The sequence below is a fragment of the Schaalia odontolytica genome (assembly GCF_009730335.1).
Taxonomy (GTDB): domain Bacteria; phylum Actinomycetota; class Actinomycetes; order Actinomycetales; family Actinomycetaceae; genus Pauljensenia; species Pauljensenia dentiphila.
On record NZ_CP046315.1, the window covers coordinates 2,253,804 to 2,268,296 of the forward strand.

Annotated in this window: 14 protein-coding genes; 5 read left to right on the top strand and 9 right to left on the bottom strand. The window is 67.9% G+C overall.

The genetic code is table 11. The features are described 5' to 3' along the window. Positions 1-4: 4 nt before the first annotated feature. The 4 genes from FOC40_RS09845 to FOC40_RS09860 are packed head-to-tail and all read right to left on the bottom strand — an operon-like array spanning position 5 to position 3,923. Complete coding sequence (locus tag FOC40_RS09845; RefSeq protein WP_003792217.1) at positions 5-946, bottom strand: 1-phosphofructokinase family hexose kinase; 942 nt, start codon at positions 944-946, stop codon at positions 5-7. Beyond that, positions 943-1,836, bottom strand: coding sequence for an ROK family protein (locus FOC40_RS09850; RefSeq protein WP_004565585.1), 894 nt, complete (start codon positions 1,834-1,836; stop codon positions 943-945). The genes FOC40_RS09845 and FOC40_RS09850 overlap by 4 nt, the downstream gene beginning before the upstream one ends. Further along, complete coding sequence (locus FOC40_RS09855; protein WP_004565584.1) at positions 1,833-2,705, bottom strand: SIS domain-containing protein; 873 nt, start codon at positions 2,703-2,705, stop codon at positions 1,833-1,835. The genes FOC40_RS09850 and FOC40_RS09855 overlap by 4 nt, the downstream gene beginning before the upstream one ends. 42 nt (positions 2,706-2,747) lie before the next feature. Continuing rightward, a complete protein-coding gene (locus FOC40_RS09860; protein ID WP_081445532.1) occupies positions 2,748-3,923 on the bottom strand; it encodes a Gfo/Idh/MocA family protein in 1,176 nt (391 codons plus the stop codon). A 334-nt stretch (positions 3,924-4,257) separates the two neighbouring features. On the opposite strand from FOC40_RS09860, the gene FOC40_RS10745 reads away from it, so the two are divergent. From FOC40_RS10745 to FOC40_RS10755, 3 genes are read left to right on the top strand one after another with little or no spacing between them, the layout of a single operon-like run. Continuing rightward, the gene (locus FOC40_RS10745) at positions 4,258-4,497 is read left to right on the top strand and encodes a hypothetical protein (RefSeq protein ID WP_231126009.1); all 240 of its coding nucleotides are present in this window, start codon (positions 4,258-4,260) and stop codon (positions 4,495-4,497) included. After that, positions 4,494-4,727: a hypothetical protein gene (locus tag FOC40_RS10750; RefSeq protein WP_231126010.1), complete on the top strand. Its 234-nt coding sequence runs from the start codon at positions 4,494-4,496 to the stop codon at positions 4,725-4,727. The genes FOC40_RS10745 and FOC40_RS10750 overlap by 4 nt, the downstream gene beginning before the upstream one ends. 39 nt (positions 4,728-4,766) lie before the next feature. Continuing rightward, a complete protein-coding gene (locus FOC40_RS10755) occupies positions 4,767-5,255 on the top strand; it encodes a DUF4832 domain-containing protein (protein WP_004565580.1) in 489 nt (162 codons plus the stop codon). 151 nt (positions 5,256-5,406) lie between these two features. Here the strand turns inward: FOC40_RS10755 and FOC40_RS09870 are convergent, their stop codons facing one another. Beyond that, positions 5,407-6,606, bottom strand: a complete 1,200-nt coding sequence (locus tag FOC40_RS09870; RefSeq protein ID WP_331251205.1) for a S8/S53 family peptidase — start codon at positions 6,604-6,606, stop codon at positions 5,407-5,409. Between the two features lie 146 nt (positions 6,607-6,752). Continuing rightward, complete coding sequence (locus tag FOC40_RS09875) at positions 6,753-7,460, bottom strand: class I SAM-dependent methyltransferase (RefSeq protein ID WP_004565577.1); 708 nt, start codon at positions 7,458-7,460, stop codon at positions 6,753-6,755. Between FOC40_RS09875 and FOC40_RS09880 the strand changes: the two genes are divergently transcribed. After that, on the top strand, positions 7,459-8,745 hold the full coding sequence (locus FOC40_RS09880) for an isochorismate synthase (RefSeq protein ID WP_004565576.1): 1,287 nt from the start codon (positions 7,459-7,461) through the stop codon (positions 8,743-8,745). The two genes, FOC40_RS09875 and FOC40_RS09880, sit on opposite strands and share 2 nt — an antisense overlap. A gap of 69 nt (positions 8,746-8,814) precedes the next feature. Here FOC40_RS09880 and FOC40_RS09885 read toward each other — a convergent pair whose 3' ends face one another. The 3 genes from FOC40_RS09885 to FOC40_RS09895 all read right to left on the bottom strand — a co-directional run bounded on the left by FOC40_RS09885 (position 8,815) and on the right by FOC40_RS09895 (position 13,136). Then, entirely contained in the window at positions 8,815-10,311 is a 1,497-nt protein-coding gene (locus tag FOC40_RS09885; protein WP_155844144.1) for a S1C family serine protease, read from the bottom strand. Positions 10,312-10,433: 122 nt separating this feature from the next. Further along, the gene (gene menD / locus FOC40_RS09890; protein ID WP_155844145.1) at positions 10,434-12,095 is read right to left on the bottom strand and encodes a 2-succinyl-5-enolpyruvyl-6-hydroxy-3-cyclohexene-1-carboxylic-acid synthase; all 1,662 of its coding nucleotides are present in this window, start codon (positions 12,093-12,095) and stop codon (positions 10,434-10,436) included. A gap of 9 nt (positions 12,096-12,104) precedes the next feature. Then, positions 12,105-13,136, bottom strand: coding sequence for an o-succinylbenzoate synthase (locus FOC40_RS09895; protein ID WP_004565571.1), 1,032 nt, complete (start codon positions 13,134-13,136; stop codon positions 12,105-12,107). A 374-nt stretch (positions 13,137-13,510) separates the two neighbouring features. Between FOC40_RS09895 and FOC40_RS09900 the strand changes: the two genes are divergently transcribed. After that, positions 13,511-14,491 (top strand): 1,4-dihydroxy-2-naphthoyl-CoA synthase, encoded by a 981-nt coding sequence (locus tag FOC40_RS09900; protein WP_004565570.1) that lies wholly within the window; start codon positions 13,511-13,513, stop codon positions 14,489-14,491. Positions 14,492-14,493: the final 2 nt, after the last annotated feature.

Genomic DNA, 14,493 nt, shown 5'->3' on the forward strand with positions numbered 1-14,493 from the left:
GAGGTTAGTGGATGGGCAAGGGCGAGAGGCGGACGGGCGCCGTGGATTGAAGAACGCTGGCGCGCACGCTCATGTCGATCTCTCCCGCCGTTGGGCGCACAACTGCGGCCGTCGAGGTGGCGACCGCGTCGGTGAGCGCCATGACGCCGTCATTTTCGGTCATGAGCAACCGCCCTTCGAGGTGCGTCGCGATTGCTGCCACCGCAGCGTCGCCTGCCCCGGTCGGGTTTCCGGTGATTGTCGGGTCACTCGAGGCGTACCATGATCCGCCGTGCGAGTACAGGTCCATGCCGTCGGCACCTCGGGAGACGAACACCCAGGAGGCCCCGAGTCCCAGGAGCATGCGCGCTCCTTCGTCGATGGTTGAGCATCCGGTGACGGCCCGTAGCTCGTGCTCGTTGGGCTTGAGGACATCCGCATACGAGGCGGCGTCGACGAGGGCGGTCCCGGAGGTGTCCAGGATGATGCGTGCACCCGAGGCTTTCGCTGCCTCGAAAATGGGGGTGATATCGCTGGCACAACTGTCTCCCGGGAGTGACCCGCAGATCGCGCAGACATCGCCGGGCGTGAGCACGGAGGCGAGGAACTCGGCGCAGCGGGACCACACTTCACGCGGAGGGGCCTGCCCGGCCTCGTTGAAGATCGACACCTGCTCATCGACGAGGGCCACGGACCTGCGCGTGGGGACCGGGGAGGCTACCCAGCGGGTCTGCACCCGAGGTGCGAGGCTCGCGAAGAGCTCGCGAACCCGTTCTCCGGTCGCACCGCCGAGGGGACCCAGGGCACACGCCGAGGCACCCAGCTGGTCCGCCACTCGGGCAACGTTGAGGCCTTTCCCGCCGGGGCTCTCCATGATGTCGGTGACGCGCGTCGTGGATCCGCGTTCCCACCCGGGCACGCCCCAGGTGATGTCCAGCGCGGGGTTGGGGGTCACGGTGTAGATCATGCGTACACCTCCTCGAGTTCGAGGGAGAGCGCGACCGCGCCGAGGGCCTGCGAGTCGGCCCCGAGGCGGGCGCGCAGCAGCGCGGGCGGGGGTGCGACGATCGAGCCGAGCGTGAGCGCCCGGCGCAGCGGCCCGTAGATGAGTTCTCCTCCGCGCGACAGCCCACCGCCCAGGACGATGGGGATGGATCCGACCTGGTGGGCGACGACGGAGAGGACGTGCCCGAGGGCGCCCATCGCCTCGTCGAGGATCCGCACCGCCTCCTGGCTACCCGTGACGGCCGCGTCTTCCACGTCGCGCGCTCCCGCCCCCTCGGGGACGATCCCGGCGTCCGCGGCCCTCCCGGCGATCGCCGAGGCCGAGGACACCGACTCGAGGGGAACGGTCACTCCGGTGGCGGGGTGCGCGACACCGACCTGCCCAATCTCACCCGTCCACGGGCGCGACGGGGACAGGTGGCCGCCGAGTACCAGGCCCGAGGCGATCCCTGTCCCCACTGCCACGTAGAGGCAGTCGGGGACGCCCACGCCCCAGCGGGCCTCGGCGAGGGCCCCCGAGCGCACGTCGTGCCCGAAGGCGACGGGGCACCCGCACAGGTGGGCGATAAGGTCACGCAGGGGCGCGCGATGCCAGCCGAGGTTGGCGGAGAAGACACCCATGCCTCGTTCCTCATCGACGATCCCCGGCACGCACACTCCCAGGGCGGCCCCCGGACCCGCGAGTGCCAGGAGGGGCTTCGCCATGGACGCGACCACCCGGGCAACGTCCTCGGCCCCGGTGTGCGGGGTCGGTGCCGGATCGACGCGCTCGCGCACAACCCCGTCATCGCCGGCGAGAACCGCCTTGATGGTGGTTCCGCCGACGTCGACTCCGACTCCCAGCGTGTTCACGGCAGGATGACGGATCGGGTGAGGTTGCGGGGCGTATCGGGGTTGAGGCCGCGCGCGAGTGCGCATTCGACGGCTAGGCGCTGAGCGAGGACCAGGTGAGCGATCGGGCACCCGTCGAATGTGACGAGCTCCGCGCCCGTCTCGTGGACCTGCTCGGCGAGGCCGTCCGGGACCGGGCCGAAGACCCAGGTGAGGCGTCCGGGCTGGGCGATCGATATGGGGCCGTGGCGGTATTCCATCGCGGGGTAGACCTCGGTCCACGACTGCGAGGCCTCACGCAGCTTGAGTCCGGCTTCCGCGGCCAGTCCGATCGTCCATTCCGTGCCGAGGAAGGAAATCTGATCCGCGTCGACCCAGCGCGAAGGAATCTCCATCGCCAGCGCGCGCTCAGCGTCGGCGGCCGAGGCCCCGACGTCGTGTCCGAGGGAGCCGAGGAAGTACTGCAGGGCACTCGTCGCGAATCGGGTCTGGACCACGGAGGTCTCGTCGGCGAAGTCGAGGACGACCTCCTCGCTGGCGTACTCGGCGGCAGGGCCGCCCGCCACCGCGGTGATGAGGAGCGCGGGACGGCCCTCCTCGTGCAGGCGCTTCATGACCTGGATGATCTCCGTCGTCGTGCCGGAGCGCGACAGGCAGATGACCCGATCGAACGTGCGTCCCCACGGGAACTCGGTGGCGGTGTAGGCATCTCCCGCACCCTTGCCCGCCCGCTCGCGGTACACGGTGTAGGCCTGCGCGATGAACCACGAGGTGCCGCATCCAACGACGGCGATGTGCTCGCCGTCGGCGGGCAGCGGGTCCGTGGAAAGCTCGGCGACGCGGCGCCACAGGTCGGGCTGGCTGACGATTTCATCGTGAGTACACGACATTGTTGTTCTCCTGGTGTGTGGAATGACTGAGGAATGGGGGTGCTATCGCAGCTGGTTTCGGTTGAAATACTCGGCGATCTCAGGGCGGACTCGAGGCACGTCCACGGGGACGTTTCCGCCCCTGAGCGAGGTCGTGGCGGCCACTCCGGCGGCGACTGCCTCGCGCGCGCCGAGAGGCGTCGTGTCCGTGACGTCACCGTTGACGACGAAACGGATGAACTCGTCCATGGTGTTCACGTCGGCGTCGCCGTGGCCACCCGCGTCCCCGCGCAGGGGGATCTCGAGGTCGGGAACGGGCTCGTAGCCGCTGCGATGCGCCCACACGCGAACGCTCCCGCCTTCGCCGTCGCCGAAGTTTTCGGCTCGGCCGCGCGTGCCGATGACGGTGTAGTTACGCCAGTAATCCGGGGTGAAGTGGCACTGTTCGTAGGAGATCATGACGCCGTTTTCCTGGCGCGCTAGCAGCATGGAGAGGTCTTCGACGTCGATGACCGGGTTCAATCCGGTCTGCGTCTCGGGCGGCCAGTTATCGAAGGAGAACCAGTCCTCCATGACCGCTCCGTCGCTCTGGCCGCTGCGGTCCGCGAGCGCCCCGTAGACCATCAGGTCTCCCATTGCGACGACGCGGGTGGGCACCGAGTCGGACAGCCAGTTCATGACGTCGATGTCGTGCGCTGCCTTTTGCAGAAGGAGGCCCGTCGTGCGGCTGCGATCCGCGTGCCAGTCTTTGAAGTAGTAGTCGCCTCCGTTGCCGACGAAGTGGCGGCACCAGATCGCTTTCACCTCGCCGATGCGCCCCTCCTGGATGACGCGGCGCAGCGTGCGCACCACGTCCATGTGGCGCATGTTGTGGCCGACGTACAGGGGCGTGCATGTCCGGTACGCGGTCTCCAGGACTCGGTCGGCTCCTTCGATCGTGATGGCGATCGGCTTTTCGAGGAAGACCGCGACCCCTGCCTCGAGCAGCGAGCAGGTGACATCCTCGTGGGTGTCGTCGGGGCTGGTGACAATGGCGGCGTCGATCGACAGACCGAGGAGCTCTTCGAGCGTGGCCACCCACTGCCCCTCCCCGAGTGTGCGCGTCGCGCGCTCCCGCATTGCGGGGTTGGGGTCGCATCCTCCGACGAGGACTGCAGGGTGGGTGACCGACGCGAGGTGGTGAGCGATTGATGATCGGGCCCCAAGTCCGACAACACCGACGCGTAATGGCGCGTTCATGGGTTCTCCTTTTGGGCGGGAGGTCTTCCTTGACGCAACCATTATGCGCTCAATCACCCCACTTATGCAAGACCCTTAACAAATAGCCTCGACAAACCCCCTCACATCAGCCGCAACACACAGCCCACACACCCACACACATACACTTGTCATAAAATCACTTACCGACACACTTTTCCGTAATATTGCACGCATTGATGACAACATGATTCACTTGACAGCCGTGGAGTCCTCGCTCGCACGTCACTGCACCGTCGCACACGCAGACTCCACGCGACGCGCCCACGCCGCACCTGTCCCCAGCCGCAGTACTCATGACTGAAAGGACCTCGCGATGAGAACATCTACTCGCATCGCCATCGCTCTCGCGGCGACCGCAGGACTGGTGGGTGCCACCCTGCCGGCCACGGCCTCGTCGGCCGCCACACCCCAGTGGACCGATCTGAAAGACGCACCCGCCCCGGTCTCGAACCCAATGAAGGGCTTCATGCCGTGGGCGCCCGAGGACGGGAGGGCGCCCGGAACGGTCGCAACGCCCTGCCCTACACGCTCGAATGGGCACCCTTCCCCGTGAACACCGTCGTCACCGGACGCGACACCTACGACCTCACGAAGGTTGACGCCCTCCTGGACGCGATCGCCTCTCGCGGTCACCAGGCCGTCATCCGTTTTACCCTGGATACACCCGGCAAAAAGACCGGGATGCCCCAATACCTGATCGACGCAGGCACGGACACGAGCCGCTACCCCACCGCTGTCACGAAGGCTCACGGCATGGGCTACTACGATGATTCCCTCGGCTAAGCGACCCTGGAGGGGACCAGCTGGCACTTCATCCCCAGGTTGAAGAAGCAGGGCGAGGAGGACGCATGGCAGCACGCCCCCATCGGCGGCGAGCTGACGCGCGCCAAGGCCGCGAGCGCCGCCATGGGCTACACGCTGCAGGAGACCCGCACGTCGGTGACGTACAACCAGGTGAAGGCCACCGTGGTCGTGGAGATCAAGAACACGGGCGTCGCCCCGTTCTATGCGACGTGGCCGCTCGAGGTCATCCTCGTCGATGAGAACAATGAGATCGTGACCACCCAGACCATCGAGTCCACCCTGCCCTCGATCCTCCCGGACCAGACAGGGAAGGTGACCGCGCGACTGCCGCTGCCCGAGAAGTTCCGGTCGAACGACTCCGCGCAGAAGCTGACCGCCGTGATCCGCGTCGAGAACCCGCTGCCGAACGGCGCGCCCGTCGCCTTCGCGAACAAGGCCATGAACAAGCCGCTGCCCGGCTACCTGGAACTGGGGAAGCTCACCCGGGGCCGCGCGCCGAAGAACTAACGACGAGGCCGGGGCGAGGCGCACGTCACGCGCACGAGGGTGTGCGCCTCTGCCCCGCCCAGCGGCGCGGCTGCGCCTTCCGTACCCAACGCGAGAGGCCAGGACCCCACACAAGGGGCCCCGGCCTATCACTGCGTCTCGCAGGTTTCTTCTACTTCGCGTGGTAGCGCGGGCTCGTACCGAGGTGTGTCGGGTACGGGTTTGTGGTTGCACCGAGGACGGATTCGTCCAGTCCGCGGTACGAGTAGGAGTTGTCGAAGACGATCTCCGCCGGTGGGACGACGCCGTCGACGTACTGCGCAATCTCCTCGGGGGTCGGGCTGGACCCGCCTCCCTTGTCCGCGAGGGGGTTGACGTCGGGGTATTGACTGGGATCGGTATTCATCATCGTCGCGGGGCTCGCGACGCCGTAGCCGGTGTACTGATTCCAGCCGCCGTCCGGGTTGACGGTCGTGTGTATCAGCAGCTGCAGCAGCTGGTTCGACGTCGCATCGGGCCACTTCTGGCGAGCCATTGCGAGGAATCCTGCAACGATGGGGGTGGAAATGGATGTTCCATTACTTTGAGCTAACGACCCGCTCGGATACTCACGAGCAGTTAACGGACCGCCCACCGCCGCAGTTGTGACCCCCTGTCCCCAGGAGGAATATGTTGCCCGCGCACCGTTTGTATCAACCGCAGACACACCCACGACACCTGACCAATACGACAGTCCATCTGCGGTTTCATCTCGAGCTTCGTTACCAATGGCGTCAGTAATGATAACCCCTTGGCTAATAGCTCGGGCGACTGCCCACTTTATCCCGTTACCGTGGTCTTTCGAGCCTGTTGCATTAGTAATGATTGACGCACCATCGTTAATCGCATGATTGATGAGAGATGCGACGGAGGTGAGGTCAAGTCCCTCAGGGGTTACACAGTCACTCCCCACAGCGCTCGTCTTATCCACATTCACGTACGACAGTAGAGAAGCCTTCGGCGCTACGCCATATTCACCGGCAACTAATACGGACGCAACCGCAGTACCGTGATTCTTGCTTTCTATGCTTGCGTCGACAGTGCATGGGCTCTTATCGGTAATGTGTGCATCACGCAGCTCCGGAGCAGTCACATCAACTGGCCCATCAATCATCGCGATCGTGACACCTTGACCCGTGTAGCCTTTAGCTCTCGCTTGCTCGAGGTGATAGTACGCAAAGTAGGGCTGATCGGCTGCGGTAATGGTATCCGCGGCCTGCGCCGGGGCAACGGGAACTGCGACAAGTCCCAGGGCGAAAGCTGACGCAGAGGCAACAGCGAGCGAGACGCGTGAGACCTTGTGGGTGGGGGTCACCATTGGCGGGGATCCCATCCGTCGTCCTCACGCTTCGCGGGCGTCAGGTCCTTGTCCGAGCCGTAGGTCTGAGACATGGGATTCACGTAGCCTTCAGGCAGCCTACTCATCGCCCTGCTCTCGATTTCCATCTTTGTTGCCCCGGCCTCGTCAGTATCGAAAAATTACGGCAGCGGCTTGACCGCGCGGTGCATGCAGGCGATGCCGCCGGTGAGGTTGCGGTACTCGACTTCGCTCCAGCCGTTGGCGGCGATCATGCGGCCGAGTTCCTCCTGGGCCGGCCACGCACGAATCGACTCAACCAGGTAGTCGTAGGCGCCGTCGTTCGTGGAGACCAGGCGCGCAATCGCAGGCATGACGGTCGACTGGTAGGCGTTGTACATGCCGCGGAAGACGCGCGAAGGCGGGGTGGAGAACTCCAGGACCACGAGGCGGCCGCGCGGGCGCACGACGCGCGCCATCTCGCGCAGCGCGAGCTCCGGGTCCGGGATGTTGCGCAGGCCCCACGAGATGGTGACCGCGTCGAAGGAGCCGTCCTCGAAGTCCAGGTCCATGGCGTTGCCATGCACGAACTCAATCTCGGGGTGGCGCTCACGGCCGACCTCGATCATGCCTTCGGACAGGTCGCAGGCGACGACCTCGGCACCGCCCTTGGCCAGCGCGGCCGACGAGGCGCCGGTGCCGGCCGCCAGGTCGAGGATGCGTTCGCCGGGGTGGGGGGCGACAGCCTTACGCAGGGCGGTCATCCACACCCTGTCCAAACCGCCCGTCATCAGCGCATCCATCACGTCGTATCGCGAGGCGAGGGAGTCAAACATCGAGGCGATCTCTTTGGGATCCTTGTTCAGGTCCGCGCGCTGGGATTCAGTCATGCGTCAATACTCGCACGTCTTCCAGCGCGCCGCCGCCCCTGCTCCTACCATGGAACCCATGCACAACGACTTCGGATGCTCGCGCCTCGTCTTTCGGGCGTTGGTCCTACCCCCGCAGCACCCGGGGTCTACTTGCTCACTGACGTCTCTGCTTCCCGACTCCGGGGGCTCCGCCTGGCTGGGTGATCGCCGTCAGATGATCGGCCTGGGACGGGCGCTCACGATCGAGTCCGCGACCCCGGGTGCGATCGCCGACGTGCGCCGCGCGTGGGAGGCCGCCCCCGCCTCATCCTGCGTCGAGGGAGCCCCCTCCCCCGTTCTTTTCGCGTCCTTCGCGTTCCGCTCCCCCGCCCGCTCGGTTGCCTTCGTGCCCGCGCTGACTCTCATCGACGAGGCCGGGGCCCGCTGGGCGATCACGGCGGGTATCGGGGACGCCCCGGATCCGCTGGCGGCTGTTGATGAGGCCCTGGCCGAGGCGAGGCCCGCGCCGCGCGTGCCGGAGTCTCTGACCTTCGGTCACGGGTCGATGTCGCGCGGCCAGTGGCGCGACTCGGTGCGAGCGATGGCGCAGCGCCTGCGCGATGGGGCCGCCGACAAGGCCGTCATGGCGCGCGATATGACGGTGCGGTGCCCACACGGATTCGACGAGCGTTTCCTGCTTGAGCGCCTGAGCGATCTGTATCCGTCGACGTGGCGTTTCTGCGTGGATTCGCTGGTGGGAGCGTCCCCGGAGATGCTGATCGCGGCTTCGCACGGTACGGCGAGCTCTCGCGTCCTGGCGGGCACGTGCAAGCCCGGCGAGGGAGAGATGCTCGCGTCGAGCGCGAAGGATCTACGCGAGCACGACCTGGCCTCCGAGTCAGTGTCCTCGATCCTGATGCAGCTGTGCTCCTCGGTGACGACTCAGGGGCCGTTCCTCCTGTCGCTGCCCAACGTCGTTCACCTGGCGACGGACGTGCACGCACGCCTGGGCGAGGCCCACCTCCTGGATCTGGTGGCCGCCCTGCATCCGACGGCCGCCGTGTGCGGCACCCCGCGCCCCGCGGCGATGCGACTCATCGAAGAGCTGGAAGACACCGAGCGCGGCCGCTACTCGGGGCCCGTGGGCTGGGTCGACACAGCGGGCGATGGCGAGTTTGCGATCTCGCTGCGCTGCGGACTCACCTCGGGCACTCGTCTGCGCCTTTTCGCCGGTGCCGGCATCATGCCGGATTCCGACCCGGACGCCGAGCTCGCCGAGACCGAAGCGAAGATGCGCCCGCTCCTGGACGCCCTCGGGGTTTAAGCGACTCGTCGACGTGCAAAGGCCCGCCGCCCCTTCACGGGGACGACGGGCCTCGTCAGCGCGCGCAGCTCACTGAATCCGCACGGACACATCCTGCGTGGCGCCGTCGCGCACGATCGTCATGGTGACGGTGTCACCGGCCTTGTAGCGGCGCACGTAGCCGATCAGCTGCTTGGGGCTGGTCACTTCCTGGCCTTCAACCTTGACGATGACGTCGCCTGCACGGATGCCCGCCGCGGAGGCGCCGGAACCTGCGGAGACGTCCTGGACCTCGGCGCCCACGTAGGTGTCGGAGCCGACGGTCGTGGTCGCGGCCTTGACGGTCACGCCAAGCATGCCGTGCGAGGCGCTGCCGGAGGCAATGAGCTGGTCCGCGATGGACACGACCAGGTCGGAGGGGATTGCGAAGCCCAGGCCGATCGAGCCCGCCTGCCCGTCGGAGGACGAGGAGAGCGACTTGATCGAGGAGTTAATGCCGATGACCGCGCCACTCGCGTCGAAGAGCGGGCCACCCGAGTTACCGGGGTTGATGGACGCGTCGATCTGGATCGCGTTCGTCACCACAAGATCCGAGGAAGCCTGCGTGCCGTCCTCCGAGGTCGCGGATTCGTCCATCGAGACCTCGACGGGGCGGTTGAGCGCGGAGACGATGCCGGTCGTCACCGTGTTCGACAGGCCCAGGGGCGCGCCGATCGCCATGACGGGGGCACCGACCTCGAGGTTCGCCGACGTCGCGAAGCGCGCGACGGTGAGGTCCGAGGGCGGGTTCTCCAGGCGGATGACGGCCAGGTCGGTGGTCTTGTCGTGGCCGACGACCACGGCGCTGTACAGGCGCCCGTCGGCGAGGGTCACCTGGATCTGTCCCCCGCCGAGGGCAGACGCGATGACGTGGTAGTTGGTGACAATGTCGCCCTGCGCGTCGTAAACGACGCCGGAGCCGGTACCGCCCGAGGACGCGCCCTGCGCCTGGATGGTCACGACGGCGGGCGACACAGCGGCGGCGACGTCCGTCCAGTCCGTCCCGGAGCCATTCGAGACGGGCACGGTGGCCACCGTTCCCCCGTTGAGGTTGGTGGGCGTAGACGCGCGCAGCATCGCGGGGCGCGCATAGAACACGGCACCGAGGGTCAGGCCGATCGTCAGGAGCATCGCGCCGAGGAGGGCGACCCAGCCCGGGCCCTTCTTCGTCACGATGACGGTGGGCGACGCGAAGGCGTCCGGCGAGGCCGGGGCCGCGTATCCGCCGTAGGGCTCGCCAGAGGGGGCGGAGTATGTGCCGCCGGACGCGGGGGCTTCCTGGGCGGAGGGGGCGGGGGCCGCCGGCACGGCGGGGGCGCCCGGCGCGGCGGGTGCAGCCGGTGCCGAGGCGGGCGGAACCGTGCCAGCGGGCGGCGCGGGGATCGTCGTGGCGGAGGGCATCTCGCGCGTGGCGTCCTGCGCGGCCGGAAGCTCCTGGGTGGCCGAGTGGTCTTGAGCCGTCGAGCGCTGCGGGTAGCTGGGGGCCGAGGCCGTCTCAGCGTCGCGCGCCGAGTCGCCGTCGTGGGCCGGAATATGAGGCTGAGTCATGGTTTCCTCTGGTGTCAGTTCGTTATCTGCCCACCAGTATGGGCCGTTTCCTCAAAGGGCCACTGAAAGCACCCTGGAAGTTTCCTGTAAACCGTTCAACCTCACAGCGAACACGCGTCCCGTCATGAGAGTACGTCGCGGACGGCCGGGTACAGGTGCGCGGCGCGCTCGACGGGCGCGTGAATCAAACGCGGTCCGTTGGCGGGGTGGGCGAGCAACGACTCCAGCTCCCGAGGTGCGTCGGCTCGCACGAAGGCCACGCCGTACGCGGCCGCGAGCGCCTCGTAGTCCACCGATTGAGCGAGGCCGAACCAACGGTCGTAGGCCTCGGCGCTGGTGGCGCGCCCGTGTTCGAGGGTGGCGAAGATGCCGCCACCCTGGTCGTCCGCGACGATGATGTCGAGGTGAGCATCCACACTCGCCGCCAGGGCGAGGGAGGAGGCGTCATGGCAGGCCGTGAGATCGCCCATGACGGCGGTGACGCGCTCGCCCGCGGGGGCCGAGGCCTCGCCCGCGTATCCGGAGCCCATGCAGATACCGACGGCGGTCGCGACGGTGCCGTCGATGCCGGCCTGTCCCCGGTTGGAGTGGACGATGCGCCCCTCCAGCGTGGGGACGGCGAGGTCGAAGGCTCGCACGGGGTTGGAGGCGCCCAGCACGAGGGGGCCGCTCGTCGAGGCGGCAACGCTTCGAGCGAGGTCAAGCATCGTGCGCCCGGAGCCGGAGGCGAGCAGGGATTCGATGCGCTCGTCGGCGTCACGAGCGGCTTCGCGCACGCGAGAGGCCCACTCGGCCTGAGCGGCGCGGATCAGCTCGCGAGCTGGCTCGAGGTCGGCGACGACGACCGAGGCGTTGCCCGAGATGTCCACCCACGGGGCGTGCGCATCGACAACGACGACACGCACGCCGGGGCACGCGAGTAGAGCCTGAATCGGGCGGGACAACGTCGGGCGCCCGGTCACGACGACCGCGTCGACCTCACGCCCGAGCGGCGAGCTGACGAGGGACTGCTCGAAGGGGGTCACTCCCCCGCCGCGCCACGCGCCCGACGCCGGTTCAGCAAGCAGCGGGAAGCCAGAGGCCTCCGACCACTCGCGGGCACGGGGCGAGGCCCCCTCACCCGCGACAATCAGACCGGCGACGGCAGGACCAACCACGTCCTCCCATCGCGCGGGCACGGCAGGCGCGCCCATCACCCGGGTCGGCCGAGGGACGAACGACGCCCCGACCTCGTCCCCTGAGTCGGAGGCGGGACGGACGGGGGTCAGCGGGTCGCGGAAGGCGACGTTGATCTGCACGGGCCCGGGCGTACCGCTCGGCGCCCCGCAGGCGGCCGCGACCGCGCGGGCGAGGTGGCCGACCAGGGAGGGCGAGGCCTCCTGATGCTCCAGATCAATGCTCGCGCGCACGTGCATGCCGAAGAAGCCGGACTGGTGGGTCGCCTGGGAGGCTCCAACGCCACGCAGTTCGCCGGGGCGGTCGGCGCTCACGACCAGCAGGGGCAGGCGCGCGTGCGAGGCCTCGAGAACGGCGGGGGCCAGCTCGGCGACGGCGGTGCCGGAGGTGACGACGATGGCGGGCAGCGCTCCGGTTCGCGCCAGACCGACAGCCGCAAAACCGGCGCCGCGCTCATCCAGGATGGGGCGCGCATCCCCGCTGAAAGACCCCGCCTCGAGGGCGTAGGCGAAGGGCGCGGAGCGCGAACCCGGGCAGTACAGGACGTGCGTGACGCCCAGGGTATCCAGGGACGAGAGGATAGCGCTGGCGGTATCGACGGAGGGCATACGCCCAGCCTACCGGGAGCCCACCCTCAGGTGCTCAGCCATGCCTTCGAGGCGCATACCCCAGCGGGAGACGAGATCGCCGTCGACCGGGGTGCGGTCGATGAGCTCCTGGTCCGGCTCGAGGCGCCTCACGGGCAGGCAGCCACGTTCGGGAATCAGGGGCTGGGTCACGTCGCCCACCAGCAACGAGGCAGTGGCTAGTCCGGCTGCCCGGGGCACACCGGGCACGGCGGCAGCAGCGGCGACGCCGACCGACAGGCCGACGGACGTCTCGAGGGCGGAGGACACGACGACGCCGAGGCCGCTCTTGCGGGCAACCTTGAGTGCGGCGCGCACGCCTCCGAGTGGCGCAACCTTGATGATGACGACGTCGGCGGCCTCCTTGCGGGCCACCTCCAGGGGGTCCTCAGCGCGGCGGATCGACTCATCGGCAGCGATCGGCACGTCCACGGATCGGCGCACCTGGGCCAGCTCATCCACCGTCAGGCAGGGCTGCTCGACGTACTCGATGGGAACGACGCCGGCGGCCGCAGCCATTGCCGGGATTGCCTCGCGAGCCTGATCGACCTCCCACGCGCCGTTGGCGTCGAGGCGGATCATCGCCTGCCCGCCCACGGTCTCACGCAGGGCGTCGGCGACGGCGGCGATGCGCGCACAGTCCCGCCCAACGCTGACGCCGGGCTCCGCAACCTTGATCTTCGCGGTCGCACACCCGCCCGAGCCCTTCACGCGCTCGTGGGCTTCCTCCGGCGATATGACGGGGATCGTGACGTTGACGGGCACGAACTTGCGTCGAGGTACCGGCGGGAAACGGCGAGCAGACTCGAGGGCTGCGGCCAGCCAGCGCGAGGACTCCAGATCGTCATAGTTCCAGAAGGGCGCAGCCTCTCCCCAACCGGCATGTCCGTGCAGGAGGAGCCCCTCGCGGCGAGTCACGCCGCGGAAGCGCGTCGTCATCCCTACCTTGTACACAAGGATGTCGTCGACGCCTTCGAGGGCATAACGCGTTTGACGGCTGAGCGTGCGCATCGGGATGCGCATCAGCGTCGGTTGCTGCGCTGCGTTCACAAGAACCCTCCTTACTTACCGGTAATATTGTCGCGCAACCTCACGCTATCGACAAATCCAACACGCATCAACTTGTAACCAATTGCGCAGTAAGTGCCGCAAAGTGACAGACTCTTTGGAGCGGTTGAACACGTGGCAAGCAGGCACGTCTCGCAGGACACACCTCCAAGTGTCTAGACGCCATATAAAACGGTTACAAGCAAGTAGCCTTTGTTCCGATTGGCTAGGTTGCGCACCCCATAGCCCCGCGTGTGTCCTTCAGCCGAGGCTGGTCGGCAACGCCGCCACCCCTCTCGAGCACGCACGCCCCAACGCCTGCCACTGCCTCGTCGATTAGAATCCGACACATGAGTGCTCTCCCCTTCGTGTCCGACACCTTCGACCCGACCCGCTGGCGCGAGGTCAAGGGATTCGACTTCGCCGACATCACCTACCATCGCGGCATCTCGCGCGGCCCTGAGGCCGACGGCCGCCCCGAGGGCGCCGACATGCCGGTCGTGCGCATCGCCTTTGATCGCCCCGACATCCGCAACGCCTTCCGCCCCGGCACCGTCGACGAGCTGTACCGCGCGCTCGACCACGCGCGCCAGAACTCCTCGGTCGCGGCCGTCATCCTGACGGGCAACGGCCCCTCGACGCGCGACGGAGGATACTCCTTCTGTTCCGGCGGCGACCAGAGGGTGCGAGGCCGCGACGGCTACCGTTACGAGGTCGAGGGCGCGGACCCCGAGGCGGCCACCGCCCAGCGCCGCGAGCAGATCGACCCCGCGCGCGCCGGACGCCTGCACATCCTTGAGGTCCAGCGCCTCATCCGCACGATGCCGAAGGTCGTCATCGCGGCCGTCCCCGGCTGGGCAGCTGGCGGCGGTCACTCCCTCAACGTGGTCGCGGACCTGTCGGTCGCCTCCATCGAGCACGCGGCCTTCATGCAGACGGACGCGAACGTCGGATCCTTCGACGCAGGCTACGGTTCGGCGCTCCTGGCCCGCCAGGCCGGGGATAAGCGGGCACGCGAGATCTTCTTCCTCGCCGAGCGCTACGATGCCGAAACTGCCGAGCGCTGGGGCGTCATCAACCGGGCCGTCCCCCACGCCGAGCTCGAGGAGACCGCCCTGGAGTGGGCCGCGACCATCGCAACAAAGTCCCCGCAGGCCATCCGCATGCTCAAGTTTGCCTTCAACCTGGCCGACGACGGCCTGGCCGGCCAGCAGGTCTTCGCGGGCGAGGCCACGCGCATGGCCTACATGACGGCCGAGGCCCAGGAGGGGCGCGACGCCTTCCTCGAACACCGCGCCCCCCGCTGGGAGGATTACCCCTACTACTACTGAGG

Excerpts from the sequence above, each read along its gene's own strand:
- FOC40_RS09845 (WP_003792217.1), bottom strand. The coding sequence starts at position 946 with ATGATCTACACCGTGACCCCCAACCCCGCGCTGGACATCACCTGGGGC.
- FOC40_RS09855 (WP_004565584.1), bottom strand. The coding sequence starts at position 2,705 with ATGTCGTGTACTCACGATGAAATCGTCAGCCAGCCCGACCTGTGGCGC.
- FOC40_RS09860 (WP_081445532.1), bottom strand. The coding sequence starts at position 3,923 with ATGAACGCGCCATTACGCGTCGGTGTTGTCGGACTTGGGGCCCGATCA.
- FOC40_RS10745 (WP_231126009.1), top strand. The coding sequence starts at position 4,258 with ATGAGAACATCTACTCGCATCGCCATCGCTCTCGCGGCGACCGCAGGA.
- FOC40_RS09870 (WP_331251205.1), bottom strand. The coding sequence starts at position 6,606 with ATGGGATCCCCGCCAATGGTGACCCCCACCCACAAGGTCTCACGCGTC.
- FOC40_RS09880 (WP_004565576.1), top strand. The coding sequence starts at position 7,459 with ATGCGTCAATACTCGCACGTCTTCCAGCGCGCCGCCGCCCCTGCTCCT.
- FOC40_RS09875 (WP_004565577.1), bottom strand. The coding sequence starts at position 7,460 with ATGACTGAATCCCAGCGCGCGGACCTGAACAAGGATCCCAAAGAGATC.
- FOC40_RS09885 (WP_155844144.1), bottom strand. The coding sequence starts at position 10,311 with ATGACTCAGCCTCATATTCCGGCCCACGACGGCGACTCGGCGCGCGAC.
- menD (WP_155844145.1), bottom strand. The coding sequence starts at position 12,095 with ATGCCCTCCGTCGATACCGCCAGCGCTATCCTCTCGTCCCTGGATACC.
- FOC40_RS09895 (WP_004565571.1), bottom strand. The coding sequence starts at position 13,136 with ATGCGCATCCCGATGCGCACGCTCAGCCGTCAAACGCGTTATGCCCTC.
- FOC40_RS09900 (WP_004565570.1), top strand. The coding sequence starts at position 13,511 with ATGAGTGCTCTCCCCTTCGTGTCCGACACCTTCGACCCGACCCGCTGG.